The organism is Kitasatospora sp. NPDC023118 (assembly GCF_055560875.1).
In genome coordinates this window covers 241,633-264,831 of record NZ_JBVHHW010000006.1, presented here as the reverse complement: position 1 = coordinate 264,831, position 23,199 = coordinate 241,633, and the positions used below count along the sequence as shown (strand labels likewise).

The window sequence follows — 23,199 nt, the reverse complement described above, 5'->3', positions numbered from 1 at the left end:
GCTGACTCCACGAGTAGAACTCCTCAGGTGACGTCAGCCGACCACCGCAGCGCTCCCGCGTGGAGCCACATCGAGGACTTCCTCCGCGCCCACGAGGCCGACCGGATCCCGCATCCGGGCGGCACCCTGCTGGAGCACCTGGCCCGGGTGGCGGCCCGGTTGGCGGAGTGGGGCACCGACTCCGCCGTCCAGGCCGCCGGGCTCTGCCACGCCGCGTACGGGACCGACGGGTTCGACGGCGCCCTGCTCGGGCTGGACGAGCGGGACACCCTAGTCGAACTCGTCGGCCACCGCGCCGAGGCGCTCGTCTACCTGTACGCGAGCTGCGGCCGAGCCGCCGTCTACCCGCGTCTGGGGCGGGACGAACGGCCGCTGTTCCACGACCGGTTCAGCGGGGACGACCACATCCCGCCGGAGGAGGACCTGCGCGCCTTCCTGGCCATCACGGTCGCCAACGAGCTCGACGTACTCGCCCACAACGCCGAACTGGCCGACCGTTACGGACCGAGCCTGTACCAACTCTTCGCTGGTGTACGGGACTTGCTGCCGACCGCCGCCTGGCAGGCCTGCGCGGCGCAGCTCGGACCGTAGGTCGACCCGTAGACCGGCGGGCAAACCAGCGAACCGACGGATCATCACCATCCTTCATCGCCTCAGACATCGCCGACCGTTCACCCGCCCCTTCCGGAACCGCCCCACGGCGGCCGGGCGTTCTTGAGAACGGGAGGGATACAGACATGACACTGAAGCCGTACCGCCTCGCCGTCGCCGCAGTCGCACTGCTCGCGGCGGCCCCCTTGTTCACCGCGTGCAACAACGCCGACCAGGCACTCGACTGCGGAAAGCGGGCGATCAGCCTCACCGGCGATGTCCAGGACCTCACCGACTCGGCCCTCAACGTCGGCCAGATCACCGACGACAGTCGGCGCAAGCACACCGTCACGGCCCTCAAGAAGATCGCCGACGATGCCCAGAGGATCCGGCACGACGGCGGCGGCAAGGTCGACGCGGCCGCCGACAAGCTGTCCAAGGCCGCCAGCGATGCCGAAGACGCCGTCTCCAAGGGCAGGCAGCCCGACTTCGGGCCGATCGGCGACGCCGCCGGCGACCTGACCAAGGCCTGCGCCGGCGCCTGACCACGGCCTCCGTCGCGCAGCCGGCCCAGCCCGCGCGCCGGAGCCCGACCACCACGCCCAACGAGCCCGGGAACGCCGGCCGTCCGACGCTCCCGGCCTGTCGCCGCCGCCCGGGCGGCGCCAGGCGGTAGGAATGGGCACCGGACCGAACCGCACCCCGGAGGCACCGGTGAACCACCCGATCCTCGACCAGATAGAGCAGCTGCGCGCCGATCTGGCCCCCGGCGACACCACCCCCGCGTTGGTCGCGGCGCTCACCGAGGGCACCGCCCCACTCACGGCGGTGGGCGAACTCGCCGCCCAGCAGCACCGGATCATCGCCTCCGACCGGCGCAGCCTGCTACTGCTCGCCACCCGTTGCGCCGACCGGCCGCTCGGGGCGTGGTTCGCCACCCTGGCGGAGGGCGAGAGCACCGCGCTGCGGACCCTGCCCGCCCTGGCCGCCGCCTGCGGCCTCGACCGGCAGGCGGTGGCGGCCCGTCCGCCGCTGCCCGGCTGCCAGGCCTACCCCGGCTACCTCGCCTGGCTCGCCCTGAACAGCCTCCCGGCCGCCGCGGCCGCCGCCCTGGTGGCCAATTTCGCGGCCTGGGGCGGCTACTGCGCCACCGTCGCCCACGCCCTTCGCCACCGCTACGGGTTCTCGGACGACGCCTGCGCGTTCTTCGACTTCTTCGCCCAGCCCGCGGCCGAACTGGAGCAGCAGGCCGCCGACGCCCTCGGGCCCGACCCGCTGGACGGGCGGGCCCTGGCCACCGCCCGGGAGTACGGTCTGCTGCTCCAGGCCTACGAGCACCTGTTCTGGGACACCCTCAGCCGGTAGGGCCCGTAGAAGACAGCCGTCGGCTCACGCCTGCCAGTGCGGCTTGCCGCTGACCATCCGGCAGGAGATCACCCGCCCGCCGGCGTCGTGGGTGCTCTTGCCCAGGTCGTCGTTGCGGCAGAACTGCCCGGCCGCGTAGCAGTTGCCCGCGTTGGAGCGGAGCTCGCACTGTGCACCGCCCGCCGCCGCGGTGTGCTGCGGCTCCGGGTCGGTCGGCGGCTGCGCGGTGGTCACCTTCGGCTGCGGCGCCTTGGGCGGAGCCGACTGTGGATGGGTGGGCGGGGCCGCGGGCGGGGCGACGGTCGAGGTGGGCGCAGGGTCGGGTGCGGCCGGGGTGGTGGCCGCCGGCGGCGCCGGAGCCGCGGCCGCGGCCGAGGTCGGCGTGGCCGCGACGCTCGGCGCGGACGAGGCCTTGGCCCCGCCGTCGGCCGCCGAAGGGTCGCAACCGGTCAGCGTCAGACCGACGGTGAGGACGAGTCCGGCGAATCCGGCCAGGCCGGCCGCCCGGCGACGGCCGGGTATCCGTGAAGGCATGGGAGGAGAACGCTCCGTTCCGTTTGGATGAGGCGTGCGATTCAAGCAGACCCCGGACACGCCGCACGCACGGTTTCCCCACTCGTTGGCAGATCGAGACATTCCGACTACCGAGCGCAATCACCCCCGAGCGCGACCAGGCCCAGGGCGTGACCTCGGGCGGCTCCGCCGGCTGCACCTCGGGCGGTGAGACCTACTTCCAGCCGGTCAACCCGATCCTCAGCACCTACGGCCTGACCGTGGCCGCCGGCTGACGAGAGAGCCCACCGGTCGTCAGCGCAGCCCCGCCGTCCGGCGCTCGAACACCTCGGGGCGGGCGGTCTCCAGCGCCGTGGAGACCGCGCCGAGGAGCACCGCCTCCTCCCCCAGGAGGCTCGGTGTGAGCGTCGGACGCATCGGGGCGAGCTTGTGCAGGGCCTGCTCCAGCGGCTCCAGGAGGAGGTCCGCACTGCTGCCGATGCCGCCGCCGAGCACCACCAGGTCCGGGTCCAGGATCGCGGACAGCACGGCGACGGCGTAGGCGAGCCGCTCCGCCTCCCGCTCCACCGCGCGGACCGCCGCGCCCTCGCCCGCCCGGGCCCGCTCGAAGACCTGCTTGGCGGTCAGCCGCTTCCCGCCCTGACCGGTCAGCCCGAAGTCCCGGGCGGCGCGCACCACGGCGTCGGCCGCGGCCTCCTGCTCGATGGTCGCGGCCGGCTCGCCCGGGCGGGCGGGCAGCGGCACCAAACCGATCTCGCCCAGCGCGCCGTGCGCGCCGAGCAGCAGTTCGCCGTCCTTGACCACGCCGACCCCGAGCCCGGTGCCGACAAGCAGGTAGGCGAACATCCGGCTGCCGCGCCCGGCGCCGAGGGTGTATTCGCCGAGCGCGGCGAGGTTGGCGTCGTTGGCCACCGTGACGGCCGTGCCCAGGCCCTCCCCGATCCGGTCGAACAGCCCCGGCCGGCCCCAGCCGGGCAGGCTGGAGGCGTAACGGACGTCGCGCCGCTCCTCGTCCCACACGCCCGGGGTGCCGATCACCGCGTGCACGATGTCCGAGGCGGACAGCCCCGCCTCGGTGGTCGCCTCCCACGCGGCGGCGACCACCGCGTCCGCGACGGCGTCGGCGCTCCGACCGCGGTTGGCCACGTCCCGCCGGGCGACGACGGTACCGGCGAGGTCCGCGACGGCCACCCGCAGCCGGGCCCGGCCGACGTCCACCCCGAGCACGTGACCGGCCGTCGGGTCGACCTCGTACAGCACGGCGGTGCGGCCCCGCTCGGGGGCCAGCAGCCCGGCCTCGCGGACCAGCCCGGCCTCCTCCAGCTCGGCCAGCGCGGCCGAGACGGTGGGCTTGGACAGCCCGGTGTCCCGGGCGAGTTGGGCGCGCGAGGAGCCGCCGCCGGTGCGCAGCAGCTCCAGCAGCAGCCACTCGTTGTTGCTGCGCTGCCGCTGCCGGTTCCACGGCACCCCGGGTGCCCCGGCCGCCGGGCGACTGGTCGGCTGGTGGGGGCTCATCCGGTTCCTCCGGTCTGCTGCTGACGGTCCGGTGCGGGCGGCCAGGCGCCGAGGGTCCGGTGCGGGCGGCCTGGTGCTGGCAGCCCGGCGCAACCGGCGTCGGTCGGGCGGGCCTGGCACGACCCGCAGCGTCCGGGTGCCGGACGCCGCCGCCCAAGTATGACCGGTGATCATCCGGCGACCACCGCGCGGACCCGCCCTCGCGCCGACGCGGCGTCAGGCAATGTCAGGCGCCGTGGGCCGCCAACCAGCCGCCCGTCATCGCCTGCACCGCCGAGCCGTCCGCGTCCGCCAGCTTGGCGCCCACGAAGGCCCGGGCCGCCTCGGAGGTCTGCACCCGGAACGGCGGCCGCTCCGCGGTGAGCGCGGCGACGATCGGCGCGGCCGCCTCCTCGGGGGTCTGGGCGCCGCCGAAGGCCTTCAGCGTCCGGTCGACGTACGCCCGCAGGGCCGGGCCGTACGGGCCGGCGGCGGCGATCAGCGCGGGCACGTCGAGGTCCTGGTTGCCGATGAACTCGCTGGCCACCGCGCCCGGTTCGACGACGGTGACGGCGACGCCGACGGTGGCCGCGACGGGCGCCAGCGACTCCATGAAGCCCTCGACGGCGAACTTGGCCGCGCAGTAGGCCTCGTTGAAGGGCTGTCCGACCACGCCGCCGACGCTGGTCACGGTGACCACCCGGCCGCCGCTGGCCCGCAGGTGCGGCATCGCGGCCCGGGTCACCTCGACCACGCCGAAGTAGTTGACCTCCATGGCGGCGCGCACCGGCGCGAGCCCGTCCTGCTCCACGGTGCCGACGAAGCCCGCGCCCGCGTTGTTGACCACCGCGTCCAGCCGCCCGTGCCGGTCGAGGACGGTCGCCAGGCAGTCGGCGACGGAGGCCGGGTCGGTGACGTCCAGCCGCTCGACCTCGACCCGCCCGGCGACGCCCGCCTCCTCCGCCGCGCGGAGCAGGTTCCCGGCCCGTCCGGTGTCGCGCATGGTGGCGACCACCCGGCACCCGGCGCGGGCGGCGGCCACGGCGGCGGCGAGGCCGATCCCGGAGGAGGTGCCGGTGATCAGGACGATCCGGGTGCTTTCCATGCGGTCTCTCCTTCTGGCTTCCGGGCAGTGCCCGGATTCGGGTCAACTGTGTGCGTGTGCACGCACTCTACAAGTGCGTGTGCGTGCACGCAACTGGTCCGCCCCGGCTGCAACACCGTCTCCGACCAAAATCAAGGTTTCACCCCGTTGTGGGCGTGCCGCGCCACGGCACGTGATCATGGGCCTACGCGCTTCCGGCACGGCAAGCGAGCAGAGGGATCCCGCCCGCGAGGCCGGACCCCTCCGGCAGCGCCAGCGTCGTCGGCGGCGACTGGTACGAGACGGCCCGGCTGCCCTTCGGCCACACCCTGCTCGGCGCGGTCGCCGCACCGGCGGCCGTCGACCGGCGCCCCTCACAGCTTCGCCAGCGCCTGTTCCACGTCCACCCACAGGTCCTCCGGGTGTTCGATGCCCACCGAGACGCGTACCGTCCCCGCTCCGATGCCCGCCGCCGCCAACTCGTCGTCGGAGAGCTGCCGATGCGAGGTGCTGGCCGGGTGCAGCACCAGGGTGTGGACACCGCCGAGGGAGGGCGCCAGGGAGGCCAGCCGCACCGACTCGGTGAAGGTGCGGGCCGCCTCCCGGCCGCCGGACAGGTCGAAGGCGAGGACGCCGCCGTGGCCGGCCGGGAGGAGGCGGCGGGCGAGGTCGTGATCGGGGTGGGTGGGCAGGCCCGGGTAGTGGACGGCGGAGACCGCCGGGTGGGCGGCCAGCCGGGTGGCCAGGTCGAGGGCGGTGTCGCAGTGACGGCGGACCCGCAGGGCGAGGGTCTGCAGGCCGCGCAGGGTCAGCCAGGCGGCGAACGGGTCGACGCTGGCACCGAGTTCGGTCGCGAACTGCCAGACCTTCCGGTGCAGTTCGGCGTCGGCGAAGACGGCGATCCCGACCAGGACGTCCGAGTGCCCACCCAGGTACTTGGTGGCCGAGTGGATCACCACGTCCGCGCCGTGCTCGATCGGCCGGCACAGCAGCGGGGTCGCGAAGGTGTTGTCCACCACACTCACCACCCCCGTCCGCTTGGCGACTCCGATCAGCCCCGGCAGGTCCGTGACCCGGGTGGTCGGGTTGGAGACCGTCTCCAGATGCAGCAGCCGGGTGTCGGGCCGCAGGGCGGCCTCGACCTCGCCCGGGTCGTCGCCCGCCACGTGGGTCACCTCGACGCCCCACCGCTGGGCGAGGTCGGCCAGCATCGCGAAGGTGCCGCCGTACAGGCTCCGCTGGGCGACCACGTGGTCACCGGAGCGCAGCAGGGCGAGCAGCACGGTGTTGATCGCGCCCATGCCGGAGGCGGTGGCGACGGCGGCGGCGCCGCCTTCGAGGTCGGCGACGGCCGTCTCCAGCGAGCGGACGGTCGGGTTGCCGAAGCGGTTGTAGAAGAACGCCTCGCCCGGTCCGGCGAAGGCCCGCACGAGCTCGTCGCTGGTGTCGAAGGCGAACAGGTGGCTCTGGTGCAGCGGGATGCCCATCGGGCGGCTGCCGACGGACTCGGCGAGCGGCGGGTGGACGATCCGGCTCTCGGGGCGCAGCGCGTCGGGGTTCAGGTGGAAGTCGCTCATGCCGCCATCCTGGGCCGCTCCGGCCCGGCCGGGACAGGGCCAATCACGGCCGAGTGGCCCGGCCCGGGCGCCGGAACGGTCGCCCGGACCGGGCCACTTGCGCTCAGCGGGTCACCGGCGGCGGCGGAAGATCCGCTTCACCAGGTGGATGACGCCCCAGATCAGCAGGATGACGAACAGGATGATCAAGATGATCACGACCAGCACGAACTTGCCGAGCTTGGCGAAGAATCCCGACTTCTTCTTCTCCTGCTTGGCCGCGAGGTGGGCGGCGGAGGCGGGCGCGGCCGCCTCGGACCGGACGCCCTGGACGGCGCCCGCGGAAACCGGTCCTCCCGCGACGGACGCGGCGCCCGCCGCGACGGTTCGGGGTGCGGCCACCGCCGTCGCGCTCGACGCCGCGGCGCTCAGGCCCACGGCCGCCAGCAGTGCCACCAGGGCACCGGCTATCGAACGTGCGATCCGGTGTGTCATCGTGCTCCTCGTACGGTCCGGAGCAGCGGGATGAGTCACAGCCGACCAGCTCTCACGGTCTGACCAGTGATTTTCTCATCTACGCTTAGTATGCTCCCCTGAAGTTCTACAGCGGTGTAAAAGTTTAGCGACGGGCCTGCCCGGATCGGCTCCGACCCCGGGCCACGCGAATTCCACCGCTTCGACGGGGGTTCCGTGGCAACTGTGGAGGATGACGCCGTGTCGGGTCGCAGGGGTTCCCCCGAAGCCGAGAATTCACCGCACCGCCCCGGCGGACGTCGGGCCGCAGGCCGAAAAACCGTACCGGACAAGGACATATCGGGCGACCGGCCCGCGAGCCGGGCCAAGCGCAAGCCGAAACGCAGCACCAAGCAGAAGGTGCTCTGGGTGACCGCCGGCTTCACCTCTCTCCTCCTGATCGGCGGCGGCGCCCTCTACTACCGCCTGAACAGCAACATCACCACCTTCGACGGCGACGCCCTCAGCAAGGACCGCCCGGAGGCCGCCGCCCCGGACTCCCAGGGCCGTACCCCGGTGAACGTCCTGATGATCGGCTCGGACAGCCGCGGCAACGGCAACAACGACCTGGGCGGCGGCGGGGACGCCGGAGCCCGCTCGGACACCGCGATCCTGCTGCACGTCTACGCCGACCACAAGCACGCCGTCGGCATCTCGATCCCCCGCGACTCCCTGGTCGACATCCCGCCGTGCAAGCTCCCCAACGGCAAGTGGACCAAGGAGCAGACCAATGTGATGTTCAACAGCGCCTTCTCGGTGGGCGACACCGAGCAGGGCAACCCCGCCTGCACCCAGAACGCCGTCGAGAAGCTCACCAACCTGCGCGTCGACCACACCATCGTGGTGGACTTCAACGGCTTCGCCACCATGACCAAGGCGGTCGGCGGCGTCGACGTCTGCCTGCCGAACGACATCCACGAGGGCGACCTCAACCCCAACCTCGGCCACAAGGGCAAGCTGATCTTCGCCAAGGGCAAGCAGAAGGTCGAGGGCCAGTCCGCGCTGGACTTCGTCCGGGTCCGCCACGGCATCGGCGACGGCTCCGACATCGGCCGCACCAAGCGCCAGCAGGCCTTCCTCTCCTCCCTCATCAAGCAGGTCAAGTCGCAGGGCATGGACCCGACCACCCTGCTGCCGCTGGCCGACGCGGCGACCAAGTCACTGACCGTCGACCCCGACCTCGGCTCGGCCGCCAAGCTGATGTCCTTCGCCATGTCACTCAAGGACGTGGACCTGCACGACATCAAGTTCATCACCGCGCCGTGGCGCTACGAGGGCCCGCGGGTCGCCCTGGTCCACCCCGACGTCGACCAGCTCTGGGCGGCGCTCAAGGCCGACCGCACCATCGACGGCCAGGACGCCAGCGCCCAGCGCCCGGACGCCCCCGACACCGCCGCCCCCAGCACCCCGGCCGCCGAGGCGACCCCGACCGCCACCGCGAACCCCAAGAACGCCGACATCAAGGTCGCCGTGCTCAACGGCACCGGGGAGTCCGGCCTCGGCGGCAAGGCGGCCGAGACCGTCAAGGGCGCCGGCTACACCGTGACCACCGTCGGCAACGCCGCCGGAAAGGCCCGCAGCACCACCGTGGTCGAGTACGGCACCGGCGAGCGCACCGCCGCCGAGGCGGTCGCCAAGCTCTTCCCGGGCGCGACCGTCCAGCCCGGCGGCAAGGGCCTGAACGTGGTGCTCGGCCACGACTTCGCCGCCGCCAACCCGGCCGCCGCCCCTGCGCCCGGCGCGAACCCCAGCGCCCCGGCCCCGCTGCCCAGCAGCGTCAGCGGCACCGCCCGCTCGGCGGACGACGACCCCTGCGCCAACATCTCCTACGGCTGAGCCGCGACGGCCGGAAGCCAACGACGGCGGGGCGCCCGCGGACCTCAAGTCCGCTGGCGCCCCGCCCGTTTCAGCCGGGGGTCGCCCCGCCCGTCGCACTCGGGGAGGACTCAGCGCCTGGTCCCGCAGGACGGGCAGAACGCGGCGCCCTCCGGCACGTCCTTGTGACACTGCGCGCACTGGACGGGCTGCGCCAGCTTGAACCCGCAGCCCGGACAGAACGCCGTACCGTGCGTCTCGGTCTGGCACTGCGGGCAGACCAACTGCCGCGGCGTCCGCACGTCGAACTCCGACCCGGACTGCTGCCCGGCCTGGTACGCCCGGTCCGACACCATGTCGTTGAGGCCGCGCCGCTGCGCCGCCAACGCCTCGGCCGCGGTGTCCGGGGCGCAGTTGAAGCACAGGCCCTGAGCCGGGTCGAAGCAGCGGCCGCAGACGTAGTGGGTGCACCGGCCGCAACGGTTGAAGTGCGTCTGGGCGTTGTCGATCGCGCGTTGGAAGGCGGCGTCGCGCGAGGTGCCCCAGGTCTGACCGGCCAGGCCGTCGGCGGCGTTGCTGATGGTGTTGGCGTTGCCGCCGATGAGGTTCCAGGCCGCGCTGACGCCCTTGCCTATCCAGCCCGCCACCTGGCCGGTGGTGAACCGTTCGAACGGCGAGCGCCAGGTGTCGGAGCAGCGGTAGCAGTAGAACTCGAACTGGAAGCCCGCGCCCGTCCCGTACTGCTCGCACAGGTCGCGGTAGTTGCTGCTGAAGTAGATCTCGGAACTCACGTCGTCCCCGGTTGCTGAAAGTGGCCTGTTCGGCGGTCGATGCCAGGGACGACAGGGATCCTCGAACGGTTCCGCCAAGAACTCCCCACCGAAACCTCACAACCCGGAGACCGGCAGCAGCAGCATCCGCTCGGGCTCGAACAGCCGCCAACCGGCCGGCTGCCCGCTGCGGCTGACCCGCAGTCGGCACCACCGCCGCCCGGTCGGGTCCCGCCACCAGCCGCTGATCCGGCCGGGCGCCCAGGCGCCGTCGCCGAGGTCGACCTCAACCGGCTGGTACACCCACCGGACCTCGGCGTCGGCCGGTTCGACGGCCGGTGCGGGGCTTCGCCGACTCTCCACCACGGTTCCGCCTCCCGACCCGGTCCGCCCCGGCCGCGGCCGCGACCGGGGCGGCGGCCCATCGCCGGAACTCTACAGCCGCGTAGAGCACCGCGGGTGGAGTTCCGGCGAAGCCCGTACGTCGCCTCAGCGGGCGGCCCGTCGCGACCGCCGGCGCCGCCACAACGCGATCGGGACGACACCCGCGAAGGCGAGCGCGGCCGGCGCCGGAGGCGCCTCCACCGGGGCGGCCGCGGCCCCGGAGGGCACCTTGGCGAAGGTGTCCGGGACGGGCAGGGTGGACCAGTTGGAGATCGGCCACGCCACCACGAAGGCCCGGCCGACGACGTTGCCCACCGGCACGAAACCGTCCCCGGTCTCGTTGTGGTGCGGACGGGAGTCCCGCGAGTTGTCGCGGTGGTCACCCATCACCCAGAGCTTGCCCTTGGGCACGGTGACGGTGCCGACCGGGTCGTTGTCGCAGGGCGTCGCACCGGGGAACAGGTACGGCTCGTCCAGCGCGACGCCGTTCACCTTCACCGGGCTGCCCGCGTTGCACTCGACGGTGTCCCCGCCGACCGCGATGACCCGCTTGATCAGGTCCTTCTCGTCCGCCGAGGGCATCAGGCCGACGGTGCTCAGCGCCTGCTGAACGGTGCCCATGAAGCCGTCGTCCCGCGTCGACGTGCCCTCCAGCCAGCCGCCCGGATCGCGGAAGACCACCACCTCTCCGCGCTCCGGCTCGGCACCGAACCACGGGGTGAGCTTGTCGACCAGCACCCGGTCCCCGATGTGCAGGGTGTTCTCCATCGAACCGGAGGGGATGGAGAAGGCCTGCACGAAGAAGGTCTTGATGCCGAGCGAGAGCAGCAGGGCGATCACCAGCAGGATGGGCAGCTCCTGCCAGAACGGGCGCTTCTTGCGCGCGGGCTTCGCGCCCTGTTCCGCGTCGTCCGTCCCGGCCTCCGCCGCCTCGCCGGCCCCGGCCTGCCCGGCCCCATTCTCCGGCTCCGCCCGTTCCTTCGTCCCACCGCTCTCGCCGGACTCCGTGCTCTGCTGCACACTCATTTCCTCGGCCCCTCCCGACGGCCTGGCGGGAGCCCGAAGCGGGAACCCCCTGTCAGGGAACGAACCTACCGAACTGAGGTTCCCGGGCGCGCCCTGACATGGATGCGCTCACCCTGCGGACCGAACAGGCTGAGGAACTCCACCGGCTGCGAACCGGCGTTGCCGAAGGCGTGCGGGGTGCGGGTGTCGAACTCGGCAGCCTCACCGGCCGTCAGGACCAGGTCGTGCGGGCCGAGCACCAGCCGCAGCCGCCCGGACAGCACGTACAGCCACTCGTAGCCCTCGTGGACCTTCAACTCCAGCCCGGGCCCGGTGTTCCGCCCCGGCGGCACGATGTGCTTGTACGCGTGCAGACCGCCGAGGTGGCGGGTGAGCGGGACGATCGTCTGGCCGTTCCTGGTCACCGGGCGCGGATGGATCCGGGGGTCGCCGGTGACCGGGGCGCCGACCAGTTCGTCCAGCGGCACCCGGTACTCCCGGGCCAGCGGCAGCAGAAGCTCCAGGGTCGGCTTGCGCTGCCCGGACTCCAGCCGGGACAGCGTGCTGAGCGAAATGCCGGTCGCGGCGGCCAGCTTGGCGAGCGTGGTGCCGCGCTCCCGGCGCAGGGCCCGTAGCCGGGGGCCCACCGTGGTCAGGACGTTCTCGAACTCTTCGTCGGCCATGCCTGCCATTCGCCGGGACGGCAAGGGTGTTTGTCAATCCGGCACACCGTGGCACGCCCTCGCGGCTTCCGGACGCCCTGCCTGTGCGTAGCGCAGCAGGGCCCGGTGACGATCCGCCGATCGCCATCGGGCCCTGCGCTCCGGATCAGCGGTACTCGCGCAGCCGGGGCCGCACCCCCAGCGCGGTGAGGCCCAGCGCCACCGCCAGCGCGCCGCCGGCCAGGGCCGCCGTGGTGCCGTCGAGGTCGCTGTCGGTCTCGGCGACCGCCGTCTCCATCGCCCGCCGGTTGATCGCGATGGTGTCCCCCATGGCCGTGCTCAACTGCTCGAACTCGTAGTTGGACTGGCCCTTGGCGAGCCCGGTGTTGAGCGTGATCGCGTCCTTGAGCTTGCCCTCGTCGCGCAGGTCACGGATCTTGTGGTCGGTCAGCTGGTACTCCTGGTAGGCGCCCAGCACCCGCTCCGCGGCGTCCCGCTCGCCGGCGAAGGTGAGGTTGTTCAGCTCGCTGCCCAGGTACCCGCCGAAGGGGACCTTCCCGTGGTTCGACCGGTACCGGGTCGCGGCCTCCTGCAGCCGGTCGTTGTAGTTCGCCAGGGTCGCGCCGTCCAGGTGCACGATCGCCTGGCTCTGGTCGAGGTAGGCCTGCTCGTACGTCGTCGCGCGGGTCGGGTCGGTGAGGTACCGGCTCTCGTCGGCGTTCATGTCGTACGCGACGGCGCGGGCCCGGCTGAGCGCTATCACCGAGTCGTAGGCGTCGCTCTTCGCGGTCACCAGGTGGTCGTCGGCGCGGCCCACCAGGTACAGTCCGGCGACCATGACGATGCCGGTCAGCAGGGTGACGGCGGCCAGCGCCGGATTGAACACCCGGTGGTAGCGCACGAACAGGGCGCGCTGCAGCCCGACCAGTGCGGCGAGGGCGAGCAGGCCGACCGCGAACACCCACCACCAGCCGGAGCCCAGGGCGTCGCGCTGCTCGCCGTACACCCGGTCGACGGTGGCCTGGTTGGCGGCGGTGACCTGGTCCGCGGCGGGCAGCAGCTGCTGGCGCAGCAGGTCGGTGGCCTGCCGGTAGGCGTCCAGGGCGGCGGCCGAGGGCTGGCCGGCCGGGGCCTTGGCCTGCTCCTCCAGCAGCTGGGCGCGGGCCACCAGGACCTCGTAGCTGCCGAGCTTGCCCAGTACCAGCTGGACGGCGCGCTGCCCGGCCGGGTCGGCGGAGGCGGCCTGGGCGGCCTGCTGGAGGTCGTCGTCGGCCTGGTCGCGGCGCTGCTCGTAGGTGTCCAGGGTCTGCTTGCGCAGCGTCGCGTAGTCCGGGTCCGCGCCGACCAGCAGCAGGTTCGCGGCCTGGGCGTCCATGTCGCTGAGCGCGAAGTAGAGGTCGGCGGCTCGGGTGGCCTGCGGGGCGGCCCGGTGGCCGATGGTGTCGGTGCCGTCACGGACGCCGCCGAGCACGGTGGTGGCGGTGGCGCCGAGGCCGATCAGGGTGGCCAGGCTCAGCGCGGTGAGGCCTCGGACCAGGCGCGGGGTGGTCCAGTAGGACCGGCTGCCGACCGTCCGGAGGCCCTGGCCGAGTCGGGCCAGGGTGCCGGACAGGCCGCTCGGTCCGGCCGGTTCGGGGCTGTCACCCCCTTCGTCGGCCGTCCCCCCCGAGGTGGTCTCCCGGTGCGCTGTCGAGGTGGTCATGACGGTACGTCCCTTTCCCCCGTTGCACGGTCTGCCAGGGGGTTTCCCACTGAAACCGAACGCAGAACCGCTTCTCTCCGCCGGGCGAGGCTAGTGCCGCGCCGCCTACGATGAGACGCCTCCTGACGCCTCCTTGACACCGCCGGGCGCCGATCTTGACGCTTCCTTGGCGCCGTCGCGGCGCCCGGCGGGGTCGGTCCTGCGAGAGGTGCCGGTGGAGCGGTCAGCCCTGGCCGGCCCTGCGACCGTGGTTCGCCTTCTTCTTCCGACGGGACCTCTTCTTGCGTGCGCGCTTGGACATCGTGTTCCTCGTGTTCCTCGTGTCTCTCGTGGCTCTCGGCTCGGTCCTCGGTTCGCGGTGGTTCAGGCGGCCTGGCCGACCAGCTGGTCGGCGAGCCGGGCCAGCCGCTTCACCGAGCGCTCCTCCTGGGCGGCCGGGGCGGTCTGCGCGAGAGCGCCACCGTCGTAGTACGCGCCGTTGACCAGCTCGACGTCCGGCAGGCAGAGCCGCACCACGGCCGCCGCGCCGTCCGCCGCCGGCGCGCCGGTACGCCCGTACAGCGGCAGCAGCGCGGTGGCGCACTGGCCCGGGTTGAGGGAGACGGCGGTGATGCCGGAGCCCACCGGGGCCATGTCGGCGGTTGCCATGGTGAGCGCGAGCTGCGACTGGGCGTACGCGGCGACCCGCGAGTACTTCTTCACCCGGTGCGGGTCCGACCAGTTCATCGAGGCGGTGCGGTGCAGCGAGGAGGAGACGTTGACGATCCGGGCGTCGCCGGCCGCCGAGAGCGGGGCGCGCAGCAGCTTCGCCAGCAGGTGCGCGGCCAGGAAGTTGACCTGCAGCGAGACCTCGTTGCCGTCGTCGGTGAGGGTGCAGCGCTCGGGCGCCATCACGGCGGCGTTGTTCACCAGCAGGTCCAGCGCCGGGTAGTGCTTGACCACCGTACCGGCCAGCACCGCGACCTCCGACAGCTTGGTGAAGTCCGCGGCCAGCTCGACGAGTTGGTCCCGCCGAGCGCCCGCGTCAACCAGCCGGGCGACAGCCGACCCGGCCTCGGCGGCGGTCCGGGCGTGCACCAGCACGGTGGCGCCCAGCCCGGCGAGCAGCCGGGCGCTCTCCCAGCCGATACCGGAGGAGGCGCCGGTGACCAGGGCGGTCCGGGCGGACAGGACGGAGGAGGTGGACAGGGCGGATTCGGACATGACCGTTCCAGGGTGTGTGGCATCGCCGGCCCTGTTCGGGGCCGGTGGTGCGGGTTCAAGGGATCTGCCGGGATGCGGAATTCACGCGGGGTACACGGATCCGCGGTGTTCGCGGATCGGCGGCCGCCCGGCCCCGCCCGGGCCAAGACGGCGGTAGGGCGGGGCGCGGCGCGGGCTGTGCCTACGGCGGGGAGGCGCGGAATCAGCGCACGGCGATGACGGCCACGGCGGCGCGAACCGGCGGCCGCTTATGCGGCGGACGGTCGTGATGGCGTACCGGGCGGTTCATGCAGCTCATCAAACCCACTCCGGCCCGCCGGGGCAAGCGCCGCGCCGACGCCCTGACGGAACCCTGACGCACCCGGAACACCCGTGAGTCCAACCGGCGAACGCCGCGCGACGACCGGGGGCGGGGCCGACTTCGACCCGCACTACCGCGCTCCACGGCTCCCGCCGCCCCGATGCGGCCTCAACGGGCCGACCGGGGCAGCACGTTCGTCCAGGTGAAGCGGCTACGGACCGCCTCGGACACCACTACGCTACGTGTCATGAGTTCTTCGGAGACGGCCCCCGAGCGGGGCACTGCGGTGGTGATCGGCGGCGGTCTGGCCGGGGTGGTGGCGGCCTGGGCGCTGCGGGGCAGCGCCGAGCGGATCGTCGTGGTGGAGCGGGACCGCTACCCGGACGAGCCGACGTTCCGGGCCGGGGTGCCGCAGGGGCGGCACGCCCACCTGGTGCTGGAGGCGGGGCACCGGGCGATGGAGGAGATGATGCCCGGCATCAAACAGGAGCTGTCGGCCGCGGGCGCGCACCGGGTCGCCGTCTCGGGCGATCTGAAGTGGCTCAGCTCGGCCGGGTGGATGGCCGACTACCCCGCCGAGTTGGGCTTCCTCTCCTGCACCCGGCCGGTGCTGGACAAGCTGATCCTGGACCGGGTCCGCACCGAGCCCTCGATCGAGTTCCTGGAGGGCACCGACGTGGTCGGGCTGTTGGGCTCGGCAGGGGCGGTGACCGGGGTGAAGGTCCGTCAGCGCGGCTCGGAGCGCGACGCGGGGCAGAGCTCTGGTCTCGGTGAAGTCCGGGACATCCCGGCCGAGTTGGTGGTCGACGCGTCCGGCCGCTCGACCTCGGTGCCGAAGTGGCTCGCCGAACTGGGCTGCCGCCCGGTGCCCGAGGAGCGGGTGGACGCCGGTGTGGCTTACTCCTCCCGGCTGTTCCACCGCCCGCCCGGGGTCGACCTCGGCTACCAGGCGATCTACCTGCAGACCAAGGCGCCGGACAAGGCGCGGATGGGCGTGCTGCTGCCGGTCGAGGGCGACCGCTGGATCGTCAGCCTGGCCGGGATGCGCGGCGCCGAACCCGAGCCCGGCGAGGAGGGCTTCACCAAGCACCTGGCCCAACTCCGCGACCCGGGCCTGCGCGACGCGCTGCGGGACGCCGAACCGGCGGGCGAGGTGCGCGGCTTCCTGCCCGGCCCGGGCGTACGGCGCCACTACGAGCGCGGCGGCCCGGAGGGCCTGGTGGTGGTCGGCGACGCCGCGAGCACCTTCAACCCGGTGTACGGCCAGGGGGTCACGGTCTCGCTGTTCTGCGCGCAGGCACTGCGCCGCACCGCACTGCGGCACGGCGGCATCGGCCACGCCACCGCGCGCGACGCGCAGCGGGAGATCGCGGCGGTGTCCAAGAACGCCTGGATGATGTCCTGCGCCGAGGACGTCCGCTTCGCCGCCACCACCGGCGGGCCCTCCGGCGCCCTGATCAGGATCCAGCACCGCTTCCTGGACCGGGTGCTGGCCGGCGCGACCCGCAACCCGGAGGTCACCGCGGCCTTCCACGAGGTGCTCTCCCTGGTGGCACCGCCCTCGCTGTTCTTCCGCCCGTCGGTGCTGGCCGCCGTGCTGCGGAGCTGACGGCCGCGAGGCCGACGGTCACGGAGCCGCTGCCGCTCACGGGGCGAGGTGCGCGGCGACGTACGGCAGCGCGACCTGCTCCAGGGCGCGCTGCCCGAAGGCCGGGTGGACGTTGACCTCGAAGACCACCCCGCCGCTCTCGGCGGCGAGGTCGACGCCCGACAGCTCCAGGCCGAGCGAGTCGGCTGCGGCGATCGCCACCTCTCCAAGACCGTCCGGAAGTTCACCGATATCAAGCGTGGTCGAGACGGCGCCGCGGCACTCGTTGCAGGGCGCGTCCGGGTCCGTCTGGACGTGCTCGGCCACCCGGACCACCCGACCGTGCAGCACCACCACGCGGTACTGGTGGCGGCGGCCGTCCGGCAGGAAGTTCCGGGCATCGGCGGCGATCAGCCAGTCCATCCCGGCCGCGGCATAGTACTGTGCGGCGGCGGCGAGTTGGGCCCGGGTGGTGACGTGGAAGACGTCCTCGCCGCCCATTCCGACGCAGGGCCGGGCCCACACGTCACCACCGAGCCGCTCGAACGCCTCGGCGGCGGCCTCCGGGCTCGACCGGGAGAGCACGACGCTGGGCATCTGCGGCACCCCGTCCCGGGCGAAGCGGGCGACGGTGCGGTCCTTCTCGGTGGCCGCCCGCCACGCCTCGGAGTCGATGCCGAGCGAGCGGGCGCCGTATGCGCGCAGCCGCCGCTGGCAGTCGGCGAAGGCGCGGCGCCGGTGCGGCGGGATCTCGTAGACGACCACCGCCTCGGCGGTGACGGTCCGTCCGTCCGCCGTGAGCCGGAGCCCGCCCGGGCCGTCGGCTTCGATCCGGCCGTTGCCACCGTCCATGAAGTGCCGGGCGTCGAGGTGGACGGGCGCGCGGCCGGTCAGCGTCCGCACGGCGGTGGCCAGGATGTCGCGGCTTCCTTCGGTCGAGCTGTGGTCGGTCAGGAGAACGAGTTCGGATCGGCCCATGCGGCCATGGAAGAGGCCCCGGCCCAGCCCGGCAAGACGGCCTCGCGCGCCACGGTGGCCGAAACCGCAGCGAAGGAACGGGCGGATGGCCCGGGTACGGCCGGTGAATCCGCAGTCCGGGCGGCCCGTTCGCTTAGCCGGACGGAATGCGGCCGGTTAATTCGGATGCGGCCGTTCCGACGAACAGCTAGCCTGGCCGCATGTCTACGCCCCGAATTTCCTAGCTGACGGACCCGCCTCCACGCCACCCGTGTGTCCGTTAGCTGTTTCGGAGCGTTATCCCATGATCACCACCCGTGGTGTCGACGTGCGCGTCGGCGCCCGTCTGCTGCTGTCCGACGTCACCCTGCACATCGCCCCCGGCGACCGGATCGGCCTGGTCGGCCGCAACGGCGCCGGCAAGAGCACCCTGCTCGCCACCCTCGCCGGCCAGTTGTCGCCCGCCGCCGGGACGGTCACCCGCACCGGGCCGGTCGGCTACCTCCCGCAGGACTCCCGCGCCGCCGACCCGGCCGTCACCGTCACCGACCGCATCCTGTCCGCCCGCGGCCTGGACACCGCCGTCCGCGCGCTACGCGAGGCCGAGGAGGCGATGGCGCTGGCCTGCTCCCCGGCGGAGGAACGCCGGGCGATGGACGCCTACACCCGGGCCGAGGCCCGGTTCCAGTCGCGGGGCGGCTACGCGGCCGAGGCCGAGGCCGCCCGGGTCGCGGCCGGGCTCGGGCTGCCCGCCCGGGTGGTGGAAGCCCCCGTCGGCACGCTCTCCGGCGGCCAGCGGCGCCGGGTCGAGCTGGCCCGCATCCTGTTCGCCGAGCACGGCACCCTGCTGCTGGACGAGCCCACCAACCACCTGGACGCCGACTCGACCGCCTGGCTGCGCGGCTTCCTCGCCACCCACCAGGGCGGGCTGGTTCTGATCAGCCACGACCTCGGGCTGGTGGAGGAGACCGTCAACCGGGTCTTCCACCTGGACCCGGGCCGCGCCACCATCGACATCCACAACACCGGCTGGCGGGCCTACCTCACCCAGCGCGCGGCCGATGAGCGCCGCCGCGCCCGGGAGCGGGCCAACGCCGAACGCAAGGCCGCCGCCCTGCACGCCCAGGCCGACCGGATGCGCGCCAATGTCGCCACCGCGACCACCGCCCGCAGCATGGCCCGTCGCGCCGACCGGATGCTCGCCGATCTGGAACCCGCCCGGCAGGCCGAGCGCACCGCCCGCATCCGGCTGCCCGAGCCCGCGCCCTGCGGCCGGATGCCGCTCGGCGCGATCAGCCTGGCCAAGGCGTACGGCGGCCGGCCGGTGCTGACCGGCCTGGACCTCGCCGTCGACCGCGGCAGCCGGCTGGTCGTGCTCGGCCTCAACGGCGCGGGCAAGACCACCCTGCTGCGGATCCTGGCCGGCCACGAGACCCCGGACTCCGGCCGCGTCGTCCCCGGGACGGGCCTGCGGCTCGGCTACTTCGCCCAGGAGCACGACACCCTGGACCCGGCGCTCAGCGTCCGCGACAACCTCGCCGAGGCCGCGCCCGACCTGACCGACGGCGAACTGCGGCACGTGCTCGGCGCGTTCCTCTTCCGCGGCGACGACGCCGACAAGCCGGCCGGCGTCCTGTCCGGCGGTGAGAAGACCCGCCTCGCCCTGGCCGCCCTGGTCCACTCCGGCGCCAACGTGCTGCTCCTGGACGAGCCGACCAACAACCTCGACCCCGCCTCCCGGGCGGAGGTCCTGGCGGCGGTCGGCACCTACCCGGGCGCGATCGTGATGGTCACGCACGACCCGGGCGCCATCGAGGCCCTGCGGCCCGACCGCGTCCTGCTGCTGCCGGACGGGGACGAGGACCTGTGGCACGACTCCTACCTGGAACTGGTCACGCAGGCCTGACGCCCGTTCCCCGAGTCCCGTCTCGGCCCGCCGGCTTCCCCGGCGGGCCGAGCGTCAACGAAAGCCGTTCTACGGTTTGCGAACCGCTCTACGGCACCCGGGCGAGCACCTCGCCGCCGCCGGTCCGGATGTCCAGGGCGGCCGTCGCCGCCCCCAACCGCCCAGCAGGCCGATCAGTGCTGGTTGTCGTTGTCCTCGTACAGCGCGCGCGGGTCGATCGACCAGATGCCGCGCCCGAAGGTGGCGGCGTAGAGGCGGCCGTCCGGGCCGGTCTTCAGCTGCTGCACCGAGGTGGTGGGCAGGTTGCGGCCGAGCACCGAGAAGTCGGTCTCGCCCGGCGCGCGGTAGAAGGCGGCCAGGTCGGTGCCCAGCGCCAGCCCACCGTCCGGCAGGATCTTGACCGAAGTCGCCGGGACGTCGGGCAGGTTGGCCGAGACGTCGGTCCAGGTGGCGCCGCCGTCGCGGGTCTCGAAGAGGTGGCCGTTGCCCGCGCCGGGGCCCTCGGTCCAGGTCCGCGAGAAGCCGTTGAAGGCGACGAACACGTGCTGGGCGTCGTTCTCGTCCACGGCGAACGAGGAGATGTAGCGGTTCGGCAGGGCGCCGTCGACCGGCAGGTTCAGCTGGTGCCAGCCGGTGCCGTCAGTCTTGCCGACCGCGATGCCGCGGCTGAAGCCCTGGTTGTTGCACGGGCCGCACCAGCCCGCGTACACCGTGCCGTCGACCGTCGCGACCGCCGTGGCGACGTGGCCGGCGCCCAGGTCGTACGCGCTGGTCCACTCGCTGCCGCTGCGGATCGCGTAGCCCTTGTGCTGGACCCAGACGTGCCGGCCGCCCGCGATCCAGGTGTTGGCGTCCTTCGGGTCGCTGGTGATCGGCGCGATGAAGCGGGCCGCGCTGGTGTCCTTGTCCGGCGGGGCGACCTCGAAGGAGGTGGCCTTGCTCGGGTCCTTCGTCCAGCTGCCGTCGTTCACCGCGCAGTTCTGGGTGACCCACATGTCGAGGTAGACGTACTCCTCGGCGATGTTGCAGCCGTTGTTCGGGTCGACCAGGGTGTCGCCGCCGTCGCCACCGAAGTTGGAACCCATCACCTTGTCGTGGGCGCGCAGGATCGACTCGCCGTTGTCCTGAAGGCCGCCGCTGACGATGACGCCCTTGCCGGAGCGGTCCGCCGGGTCCTTGCCGACGCCGACCGAGTAGTACTGCAGGGTGTCCATGGTGCCGTCGTTGAGCGGCGTCCAGTCCTTGCCGTGGCCCCAGGCGTCCAACTGCCCGTTGCCCGGGCGCCTGTAGATGCCGCCGTCGTTGCCGACGTAGACGTTGACCTTGCCCTGGTAACTGCCGAAGGCGACGGCGTGCTGGTCGGAGTGGGGGGTCGGCGAGCAGTCACCGGTCTGCTTGGCCGGGTCGATGCTCCAGCACGGGAAGCCGTTGTTCCAGTACGGCCCCACGGTGGCCCACTTGGCGCCGCCGTCGGTGGTCTCGAAGACCTCCTCCAGGCCCGCGTAGACGTGGTCCGGGTTGGCCGGGTCCACCTGGAGGGACTGGTTGTACCAGGACTGGATGCCCGGCTGGTAGCCCGGGTCCTGGAGGGCGGAGCCCGACCCCTTGAGCTTGTCCTTGTCCGCGATCAGAGTCCACGGACCGGACGGCGAACCGGACTTGGAGACGTAGATGCCCTTCAGGCCGGTGTCCGGGTTGTGCGCCGCGACGTCCGGCGACTGGTCGATCGCGTAGTACCGCGAGCCGTCCGCCGACCGCGCGAAGGTCACGTTGCCGACGTTCGCCGCGTCCGTCGGCAGATCACCGAGCGACGAGACCCGCTGCCAACTGCCGTCCGCCGCCTTGCTGTAGAAACCGTTGTAGGTGTCGCCGCCACGCCAGCCGACCGCCAGGACCACCTTGGACGGGTCCTTGGGATCGATCGCGATGTCATTGGCGATGTTCTTGTACGGCGCGCTCGGGTCACCGGCCTTCGAACCACCGGGCAGGTAGTCGGGGTTGGGTGCGAACTCCAGCGTCCACGGCCCCGACAGGTCCGTGGTCGAGTGGCTCCACACACCCCGGCTGGTCGCCGCCCACACCCTCCCGCCGCCGAAACGCAGCGCGTGGATGATCGTCGACTCCAGCTCGGCCCCGCCGACCCGGTTCCCGGGCTGGAACTTGCCGCGCTTCGGGTCGGACAGCAGGTACACGCCGGTGCCGACGTACGAGGTGGCGCCGGTGTTCGACTCGCCGGTGGCGTACCAGAGCCGCCCGCCCTCGTCCAGGTTCAACGTGCCCGTCGACAGCGTCGGCAGCTTGTCCGCGATCGGCTCCCAGTTCCCGCCGCCCGTCCGGGAGCGGAACACCCCGCCGTTGGCACCACCGGCGTAGACGTAACCGTCGCTGTCCGCCGCGATGCCGGTGATCCGGCCGGTCACCAGCCCGGCGCCACCGCTGGAGTTGGAGTTGACGTCGCGGTAGCGCGGGTCGTCCGAGTTGTACGGCTTGGAGGTGACGTGATCCCAGTGCCCGTCCGTGTGCGGCATGGACTGCAGCTGTGACCAGGCCGCACCGTACGCGCCCGGCGCGACCACGCCGGGGGCGGTGCGGGCCTCGGTGTACTGGGCGACGCCCTCGGCGGAGTTCTCCGCCTCGTCGCCGCCGTCCCCGGCCGCCGTCTCGGCCTTGGGGCTGAAGGTCGAGAGGGCGTTCTTGCCCCGGACCTTCTGGGCGTGCTGCTTTCCGATGTCCGCCTGGTGCCGCACCTGCCAGGGCTGCGGTGTCGGCGGCGCGGACGGCGCGGCGAGCGCCTGGGTGGTGGTCAGTCCGACGGCGGTGAGCGTGACGGCGCTCAGCAGCAGCCGTCGTCGTTGCCTGATGGGCACGAGTGCGGTCCTCCCCTGTGGCCGGCCGCGCGGTCGCGCGGCCCCGGCGAAACAGGGGGTAAGCCTGGCCGGTCAGCTCGGCCTGGGGAAGATCCAGACGGTAAGAAACGGTTAAGAGCCCTACCGATTCCAACAGTTGGCATTCACCGAATTCCTTGGGGCCGACCGCCCCTGATGACCGCTCACTTCCTACGGATCCGCCGCCGGAACACCCGCACCGAGGCGACCGGATCGAAGACCCCCGGCCGGTCGCGGGTCATCGGATAGCAGGCGAGCCCGATCAGCACCGCGCTCAGGTGCCCGACGCTGGTGTAATCCCGGCTCTGGTACGCACCCACGCCGTAGACGATGAGCACCCCGGCCAGGTAGAGGCACCGCCAGGGCCACCCGATCAGATAGGTGAGCACCCCGATCACCCCGGCGAGCGCGTAGCTGACGCCGTAGTCGAGCGTGTAGACGGCCTTCGGTGCGGCGAGGCCGCGGTGGATCGCCCACCCGAGGACGCCCTCGCTGAGGTACGTCGCCCCGACGTGCGCCAGCATCGCCACCGAGATCCAGCGCAGCGTGCCGAGCCAGCGTTCGGCGGGCACGTGGAAGACGTTGTAGAGCGCGAAGTAGCTCAGCCAACCGCCGCCCGCGATCCACAGCGCACTGGTCGCCAGCACCCGGACCGGCGAGACCCGAAGGTGGTGCAGGTTGGTCGAGCGCCGCTCCAGGATGCGGTCGGCGGTCGCGGTGTCGACATGGCGGATCACCTGGGTGGTGATCAGCAGGATCGCCAGCCAGATGTAGGTACCGGGAGCGCGCCGTACATAGGCGCACGCCGCATGGGCCGCGCGAGCCCACCAGCGCCGCCGGTGCGTCTGGGGCACCTCGGTGGTGCTGCCGGACATCGGCGCCTCCTCGACAGTCCCTCCCCACCC

The 23,199-nt window shown here is 72.9% G+C and carries 21 protein-coding genes; 6 read left to right on the top strand and 15 right to left on the bottom strand.

What is annotated here, in order from left to right; genetic code table 11:
* Positions 1–27 precede the first annotated feature (27 nt).
* The 3 genes from ACZ3UD_RS10705 (at position 28) to ACZ3UD_RS10695 (ending at position 1,956) form a co-directional block, all read left to right on the top strand.
* Complete coding sequence (locus tag ACZ3UD_RS10705) at positions 28–591, top strand: DUF6817 domain-containing protein (RefSeq protein ID WP_465585030.1); 564 nt, start codon at positions 28–30, stop codon at positions 589–591.
* Between the two features lie 146 nt (positions 592–737).
* The gene (locus tag ACZ3UD_RS10700; protein WP_465585028.1) at positions 738–1,136 is read left to right on the top strand and encodes a hypothetical protein; all 399 of its coding nucleotides are present in this window, start codon (positions 738–740) and stop codon (positions 1,134–1,136) included.
* 133 nt (positions 1,137–1,269) lie between these two features.
* Complete coding sequence (locus tag ACZ3UD_RS10695; RefSeq protein ID WP_465585026.1) at positions 1,270–1,956, top strand: thiaminase II/PqqC family protein; 687 nt, start codon at positions 1,270–1,272, stop codon at positions 1,954–1,956.
* Between the two features lie 24 nt (positions 1,957–1,980).
* On the opposite strand, the gene ACZ3UD_RS10690 is transcribed toward ACZ3UD_RS10695, so the two are convergent.
* From ACZ3UD_RS10690 to ACZ3UD_RS10670, 5 genes are all read right to left on the bottom strand, one after another.
* Positions 1,981–2,490 carry a hypothetical protein gene (locus ACZ3UD_RS10690; protein WP_465585023.1) on the bottom strand — a complete coding sequence of 170 codons (510 nt, stop codon included), beginning with the start codon at positions 2,488–2,490 and terminating at the stop codon, positions 1,981–1,983.
* A gap of 273 nt (positions 2,491–2,763) precedes the next feature.
* A complete protein-coding gene (locus ACZ3UD_RS10685) occupies positions 2,764–3,984 on the bottom strand; it encodes an ROK family protein (RefSeq protein WP_465585020.1) in 1,221 nt (406 codons plus the stop codon).
* 226 nt (positions 3,985–4,210) lie between these two features.
* The gene (locus ACZ3UD_RS10680; protein ID WP_465585017.1) at positions 4,211–5,068 is read right to left on the bottom strand and encodes an SDR family NAD(P)-dependent oxidoreductase; all 858 of its coding nucleotides are present in this window, start codon (positions 5,066–5,068) and stop codon (positions 4,211–4,213) included.
* Positions 5,069–5,421: 353 nt separating this feature from the next.
* Positions 5,422–6,624 (bottom strand): trans-sulfuration enzyme family protein, encoded by a 1,203-nt coding sequence (locus ACZ3UD_RS10675; RefSeq protein WP_465585014.1) that lies wholly within the window; start codon positions 6,622–6,624, stop codon positions 5,422–5,424.
* A 111-nt stretch (positions 6,625–6,735) separates the two neighbouring features.
* The gene (locus tag ACZ3UD_RS10670; protein WP_465585012.1) at positions 6,736–7,098 is read right to left on the bottom strand and encodes a hypothetical protein; all 363 of its coding nucleotides are present in this window, start codon (positions 7,096–7,098) and stop codon (positions 6,736–6,738) included.
* Between the two features lie 378 nt (positions 7,099–7,476).
* Between ACZ3UD_RS10670 and ACZ3UD_RS10665 the strand changes: the two genes are divergently transcribed.
* Positions 7,477–8,952, top strand: a complete 1,476-nt coding sequence (locus ACZ3UD_RS10665; protein ID WP_465585009.1) for an LCP family protein — start codon at positions 7,477–7,479, stop codon at positions 8,950–8,952.
* 110 nt (positions 8,953–9,062) lie between these two features.
* Here the strand turns inward: ACZ3UD_RS10665 and ACZ3UD_RS10660 are convergent, their stop codons facing one another.
* The 7 genes from ACZ3UD_RS10660 to ACZ3UD_RS10630 form a co-directional block, all read right to left on the bottom strand.
* Complete coding sequence (locus ACZ3UD_RS10660; RefSeq protein WP_465585007.1) at positions 9,063–9,722, bottom strand: double zinc ribbon domain-containing protein; 660 nt, start codon at positions 9,720–9,722, stop codon at positions 9,063–9,065.
* 96 nt (positions 9,723–9,818) lie between these two features.
* A complete protein-coding gene (locus ACZ3UD_RS10655; RefSeq protein ID WP_465585005.1) occupies positions 9,819–10,067 on the bottom strand; it encodes a hypothetical protein in 249 nt (82 codons plus the stop codon).
* A 123-nt stretch (positions 10,068–10,190) separates the two neighbouring features.
* Positions 10,191–11,111, bottom strand: coding sequence for a signal peptidase I (lepB, locus tag ACZ3UD_RS10650; protein WP_465585002.1), 921 nt, complete (start codon positions 11,109–11,111; stop codon positions 10,191–10,193).
* A 65-nt stretch (positions 11,112–11,176) separates the two neighbouring features.
* A complete protein-coding gene (locus tag ACZ3UD_RS10645) occupies positions 11,177–11,773 on the bottom strand; it encodes a helix-turn-helix domain-containing protein (RefSeq protein ID WP_465584999.1) in 597 nt (198 codons plus the stop codon).
* 145 nt (positions 11,774–11,918) lie between these two features.
* A complete protein-coding gene (locus tag ACZ3UD_RS10640) occupies positions 11,919–13,454 on the bottom strand; it encodes a hypothetical protein (protein WP_465584996.1) in 1,536 nt (511 codons plus the stop codon).
* Positions 13,455–13,677: 223 nt separating this feature from the next.
* Positions 13,678–13,755: a 50S ribosomal protein bL37 gene (locus tag ACZ3UD_RS10635; RefSeq protein WP_465585098.1), complete on the bottom strand. Its 78-nt coding sequence runs from the start codon at positions 13,753–13,755 to the stop codon at positions 13,678–13,680.
* A 62-nt stretch (positions 13,756–13,817) separates the two neighbouring features.
* On the bottom strand, positions 13,818–14,657 hold the full coding sequence (locus ACZ3UD_RS10630; RefSeq protein WP_465584994.1) for an SDR family NAD(P)-dependent oxidoreductase: 840 nt from the start codon (positions 14,655–14,657) through the stop codon (positions 13,818–13,820).
* Between the two features lie 548 nt (positions 14,658–15,205).
* Here ACZ3UD_RS10630 and ACZ3UD_RS10625 point away from each other — a divergent pair.
* Positions 15,206–16,567 carry an NAD(P)/FAD-dependent oxidoreductase gene (locus tag ACZ3UD_RS10625; RefSeq protein ID WP_465584991.1) on the top strand — a complete coding sequence of 454 codons (1,362 nt, stop codon included), beginning with the start codon at positions 15,206–15,208 and terminating at the stop codon, positions 16,565–16,567.
* Positions 16,568–16,603: 36 nt separating this feature from the next.
* On the opposite strand, the gene ACZ3UD_RS10620 is transcribed toward ACZ3UD_RS10625, so the two are convergent.
* Positions 16,604–17,524, bottom strand: coding sequence for an ATP-grasp domain-containing protein (locus ACZ3UD_RS10620; RefSeq protein ID WP_465584988.1), 921 nt, complete (start codon positions 17,522–17,524; stop codon positions 16,604–16,606).
* A 283-nt stretch (positions 17,525–17,807) separates the two neighbouring features.
* Here ACZ3UD_RS10620 and ACZ3UD_RS10615 point away from each other — a divergent pair, with 283 nt between their 5' ends.
* Entirely contained in the window at positions 17,808–19,409 is a 1,602-nt protein-coding gene (locus tag ACZ3UD_RS10615) for an ABC-F family ATP-binding cassette domain-containing protein (protein ID WP_465584986.1), read from the top strand.
* A 173-nt stretch (positions 19,410–19,582) separates the two neighbouring features.
* On the opposite strand, the gene ACZ3UD_RS10610 is transcribed toward ACZ3UD_RS10615, so the two are convergent.
* Together ACZ3UD_RS10610 and ACZ3UD_RS10605 are read right to left on the bottom strand one after the other, a co-directional pair.
* Entirely contained in the window at positions 19,583–22,276 is a 2,694-nt protein-coding gene (locus ACZ3UD_RS10610) for a glycosyl hydrolase (protein ID WP_465584983.1), read from the bottom strand.
* A gap of 182 nt (positions 22,277–22,458) precedes the next feature.
* Entirely contained in the window at positions 22,459–23,169 is a 711-nt protein-coding gene (locus ACZ3UD_RS10605; protein WP_465584980.1) for a rhomboid-like protein, read from the bottom strand.
* Positions 23,170–23,199: the final 30 nt, after the last annotated feature.

Coding starts and splice junctions, on each gene's coding strand:
- ACZ3UD_RS10615 (WP_465584986.1), top strand. CDS start 17,808: ATGATCACCACCCGTGGTGTCGACGTGCGCGTCGGCGCCCGTCTGCTG.
- ACZ3UD_RS10605 (WP_465584980.1), bottom strand. CDS start 23,169: ATGTCCGGCAGCACCACCGAGGTGCCCCAGACGCACCGGCGGCGCTGG.
- ACZ3UD_RS10700 (WP_465585028.1), top strand. CDS start 738: ATGACACTGAAGCCGTACCGCCTCGCCGTCGCCGCAGTCGCACTGCTC.
- ACZ3UD_RS10625 (WP_465584991.1), top strand. CDS start 15,206: ATGAGTTCTTCGGAGACGGCCCCCGAGCGGGGCACTGCGGTGGTGATC.
- ACZ3UD_RS10635 (WP_465585098.1), bottom strand. CDS start 13,755: ATGTCCAAGCGCGCACGCAAGAAGAGGTCCCGTCGGAAGAAGAAGGCG.
- ACZ3UD_RS10690 (WP_465585023.1), bottom strand. CDS start 2,490: ATGCCTTCACGGATACCCGGCCGTCGCCGGGCGGCCGGCCTGGCCGGA.
- ACZ3UD_RS10640 (WP_465584996.1), bottom strand. CDS start 13,454: ATGACCACCTCGACAGCGCACCGGGAGACCACCTCGGGGGGGACGGCC.
- lepB (WP_465585002.1), bottom strand. CDS start 11,111: ATGAGTGTGCAGCAGAGCACGGAGTCCGGCGAGAGCGGTGGGACGAAG.
- ACZ3UD_RS10680 (WP_465585017.1), bottom strand. CDS start 5,068: ATGGAAAGCACCCGGATCGTCCTGATCACCGGCACCTCCTCCGGGATC.
- ACZ3UD_RS10670 (WP_465585012.1), bottom strand. CDS start 7,098: ATGACACACCGGATCGCACGTTCGATAGCCGGTGCCCTGGTGGCACTG.
- ACZ3UD_RS10645 (WP_465584999.1), bottom strand. CDS start 11,773: ATGGCCGACGAAGAGTTCGAGAACGTCCTGACCACGGTGGGCCCCCGG.
- ACZ3UD_RS10675 (WP_465585014.1), bottom strand. CDS start 6,624: ATGAGCGACTTCCACCTGAACCCCGACGCGCTGCGCCCCGAGAGCCGG.
- ACZ3UD_RS10685 (WP_465585020.1), bottom strand. CDS start 3,984: ATGAGCCCCCACCAGCCGACCAGTCGCCCGGCGGCCGGGGCACCCGGG.
- ACZ3UD_RS10695 (WP_465585026.1), top strand. CDS start 1,270: ATGGGCACCGGACCGAACCGCACCCCGGAGGCACCGGTGAACCACCCG.
- ACZ3UD_RS10620 (WP_465584988.1), bottom strand. CDS start 17,524: ATGGGCCGATCCGAACTCGTTCTCCTGACCGACCACAGCTCGACCGAA.
- ACZ3UD_RS10630 (WP_465584994.1), bottom strand. CDS start 14,657: ATGTCCGAATCCGCCCTGTCCACCTCCTCCGTCCTGTCCGCCCGGACC.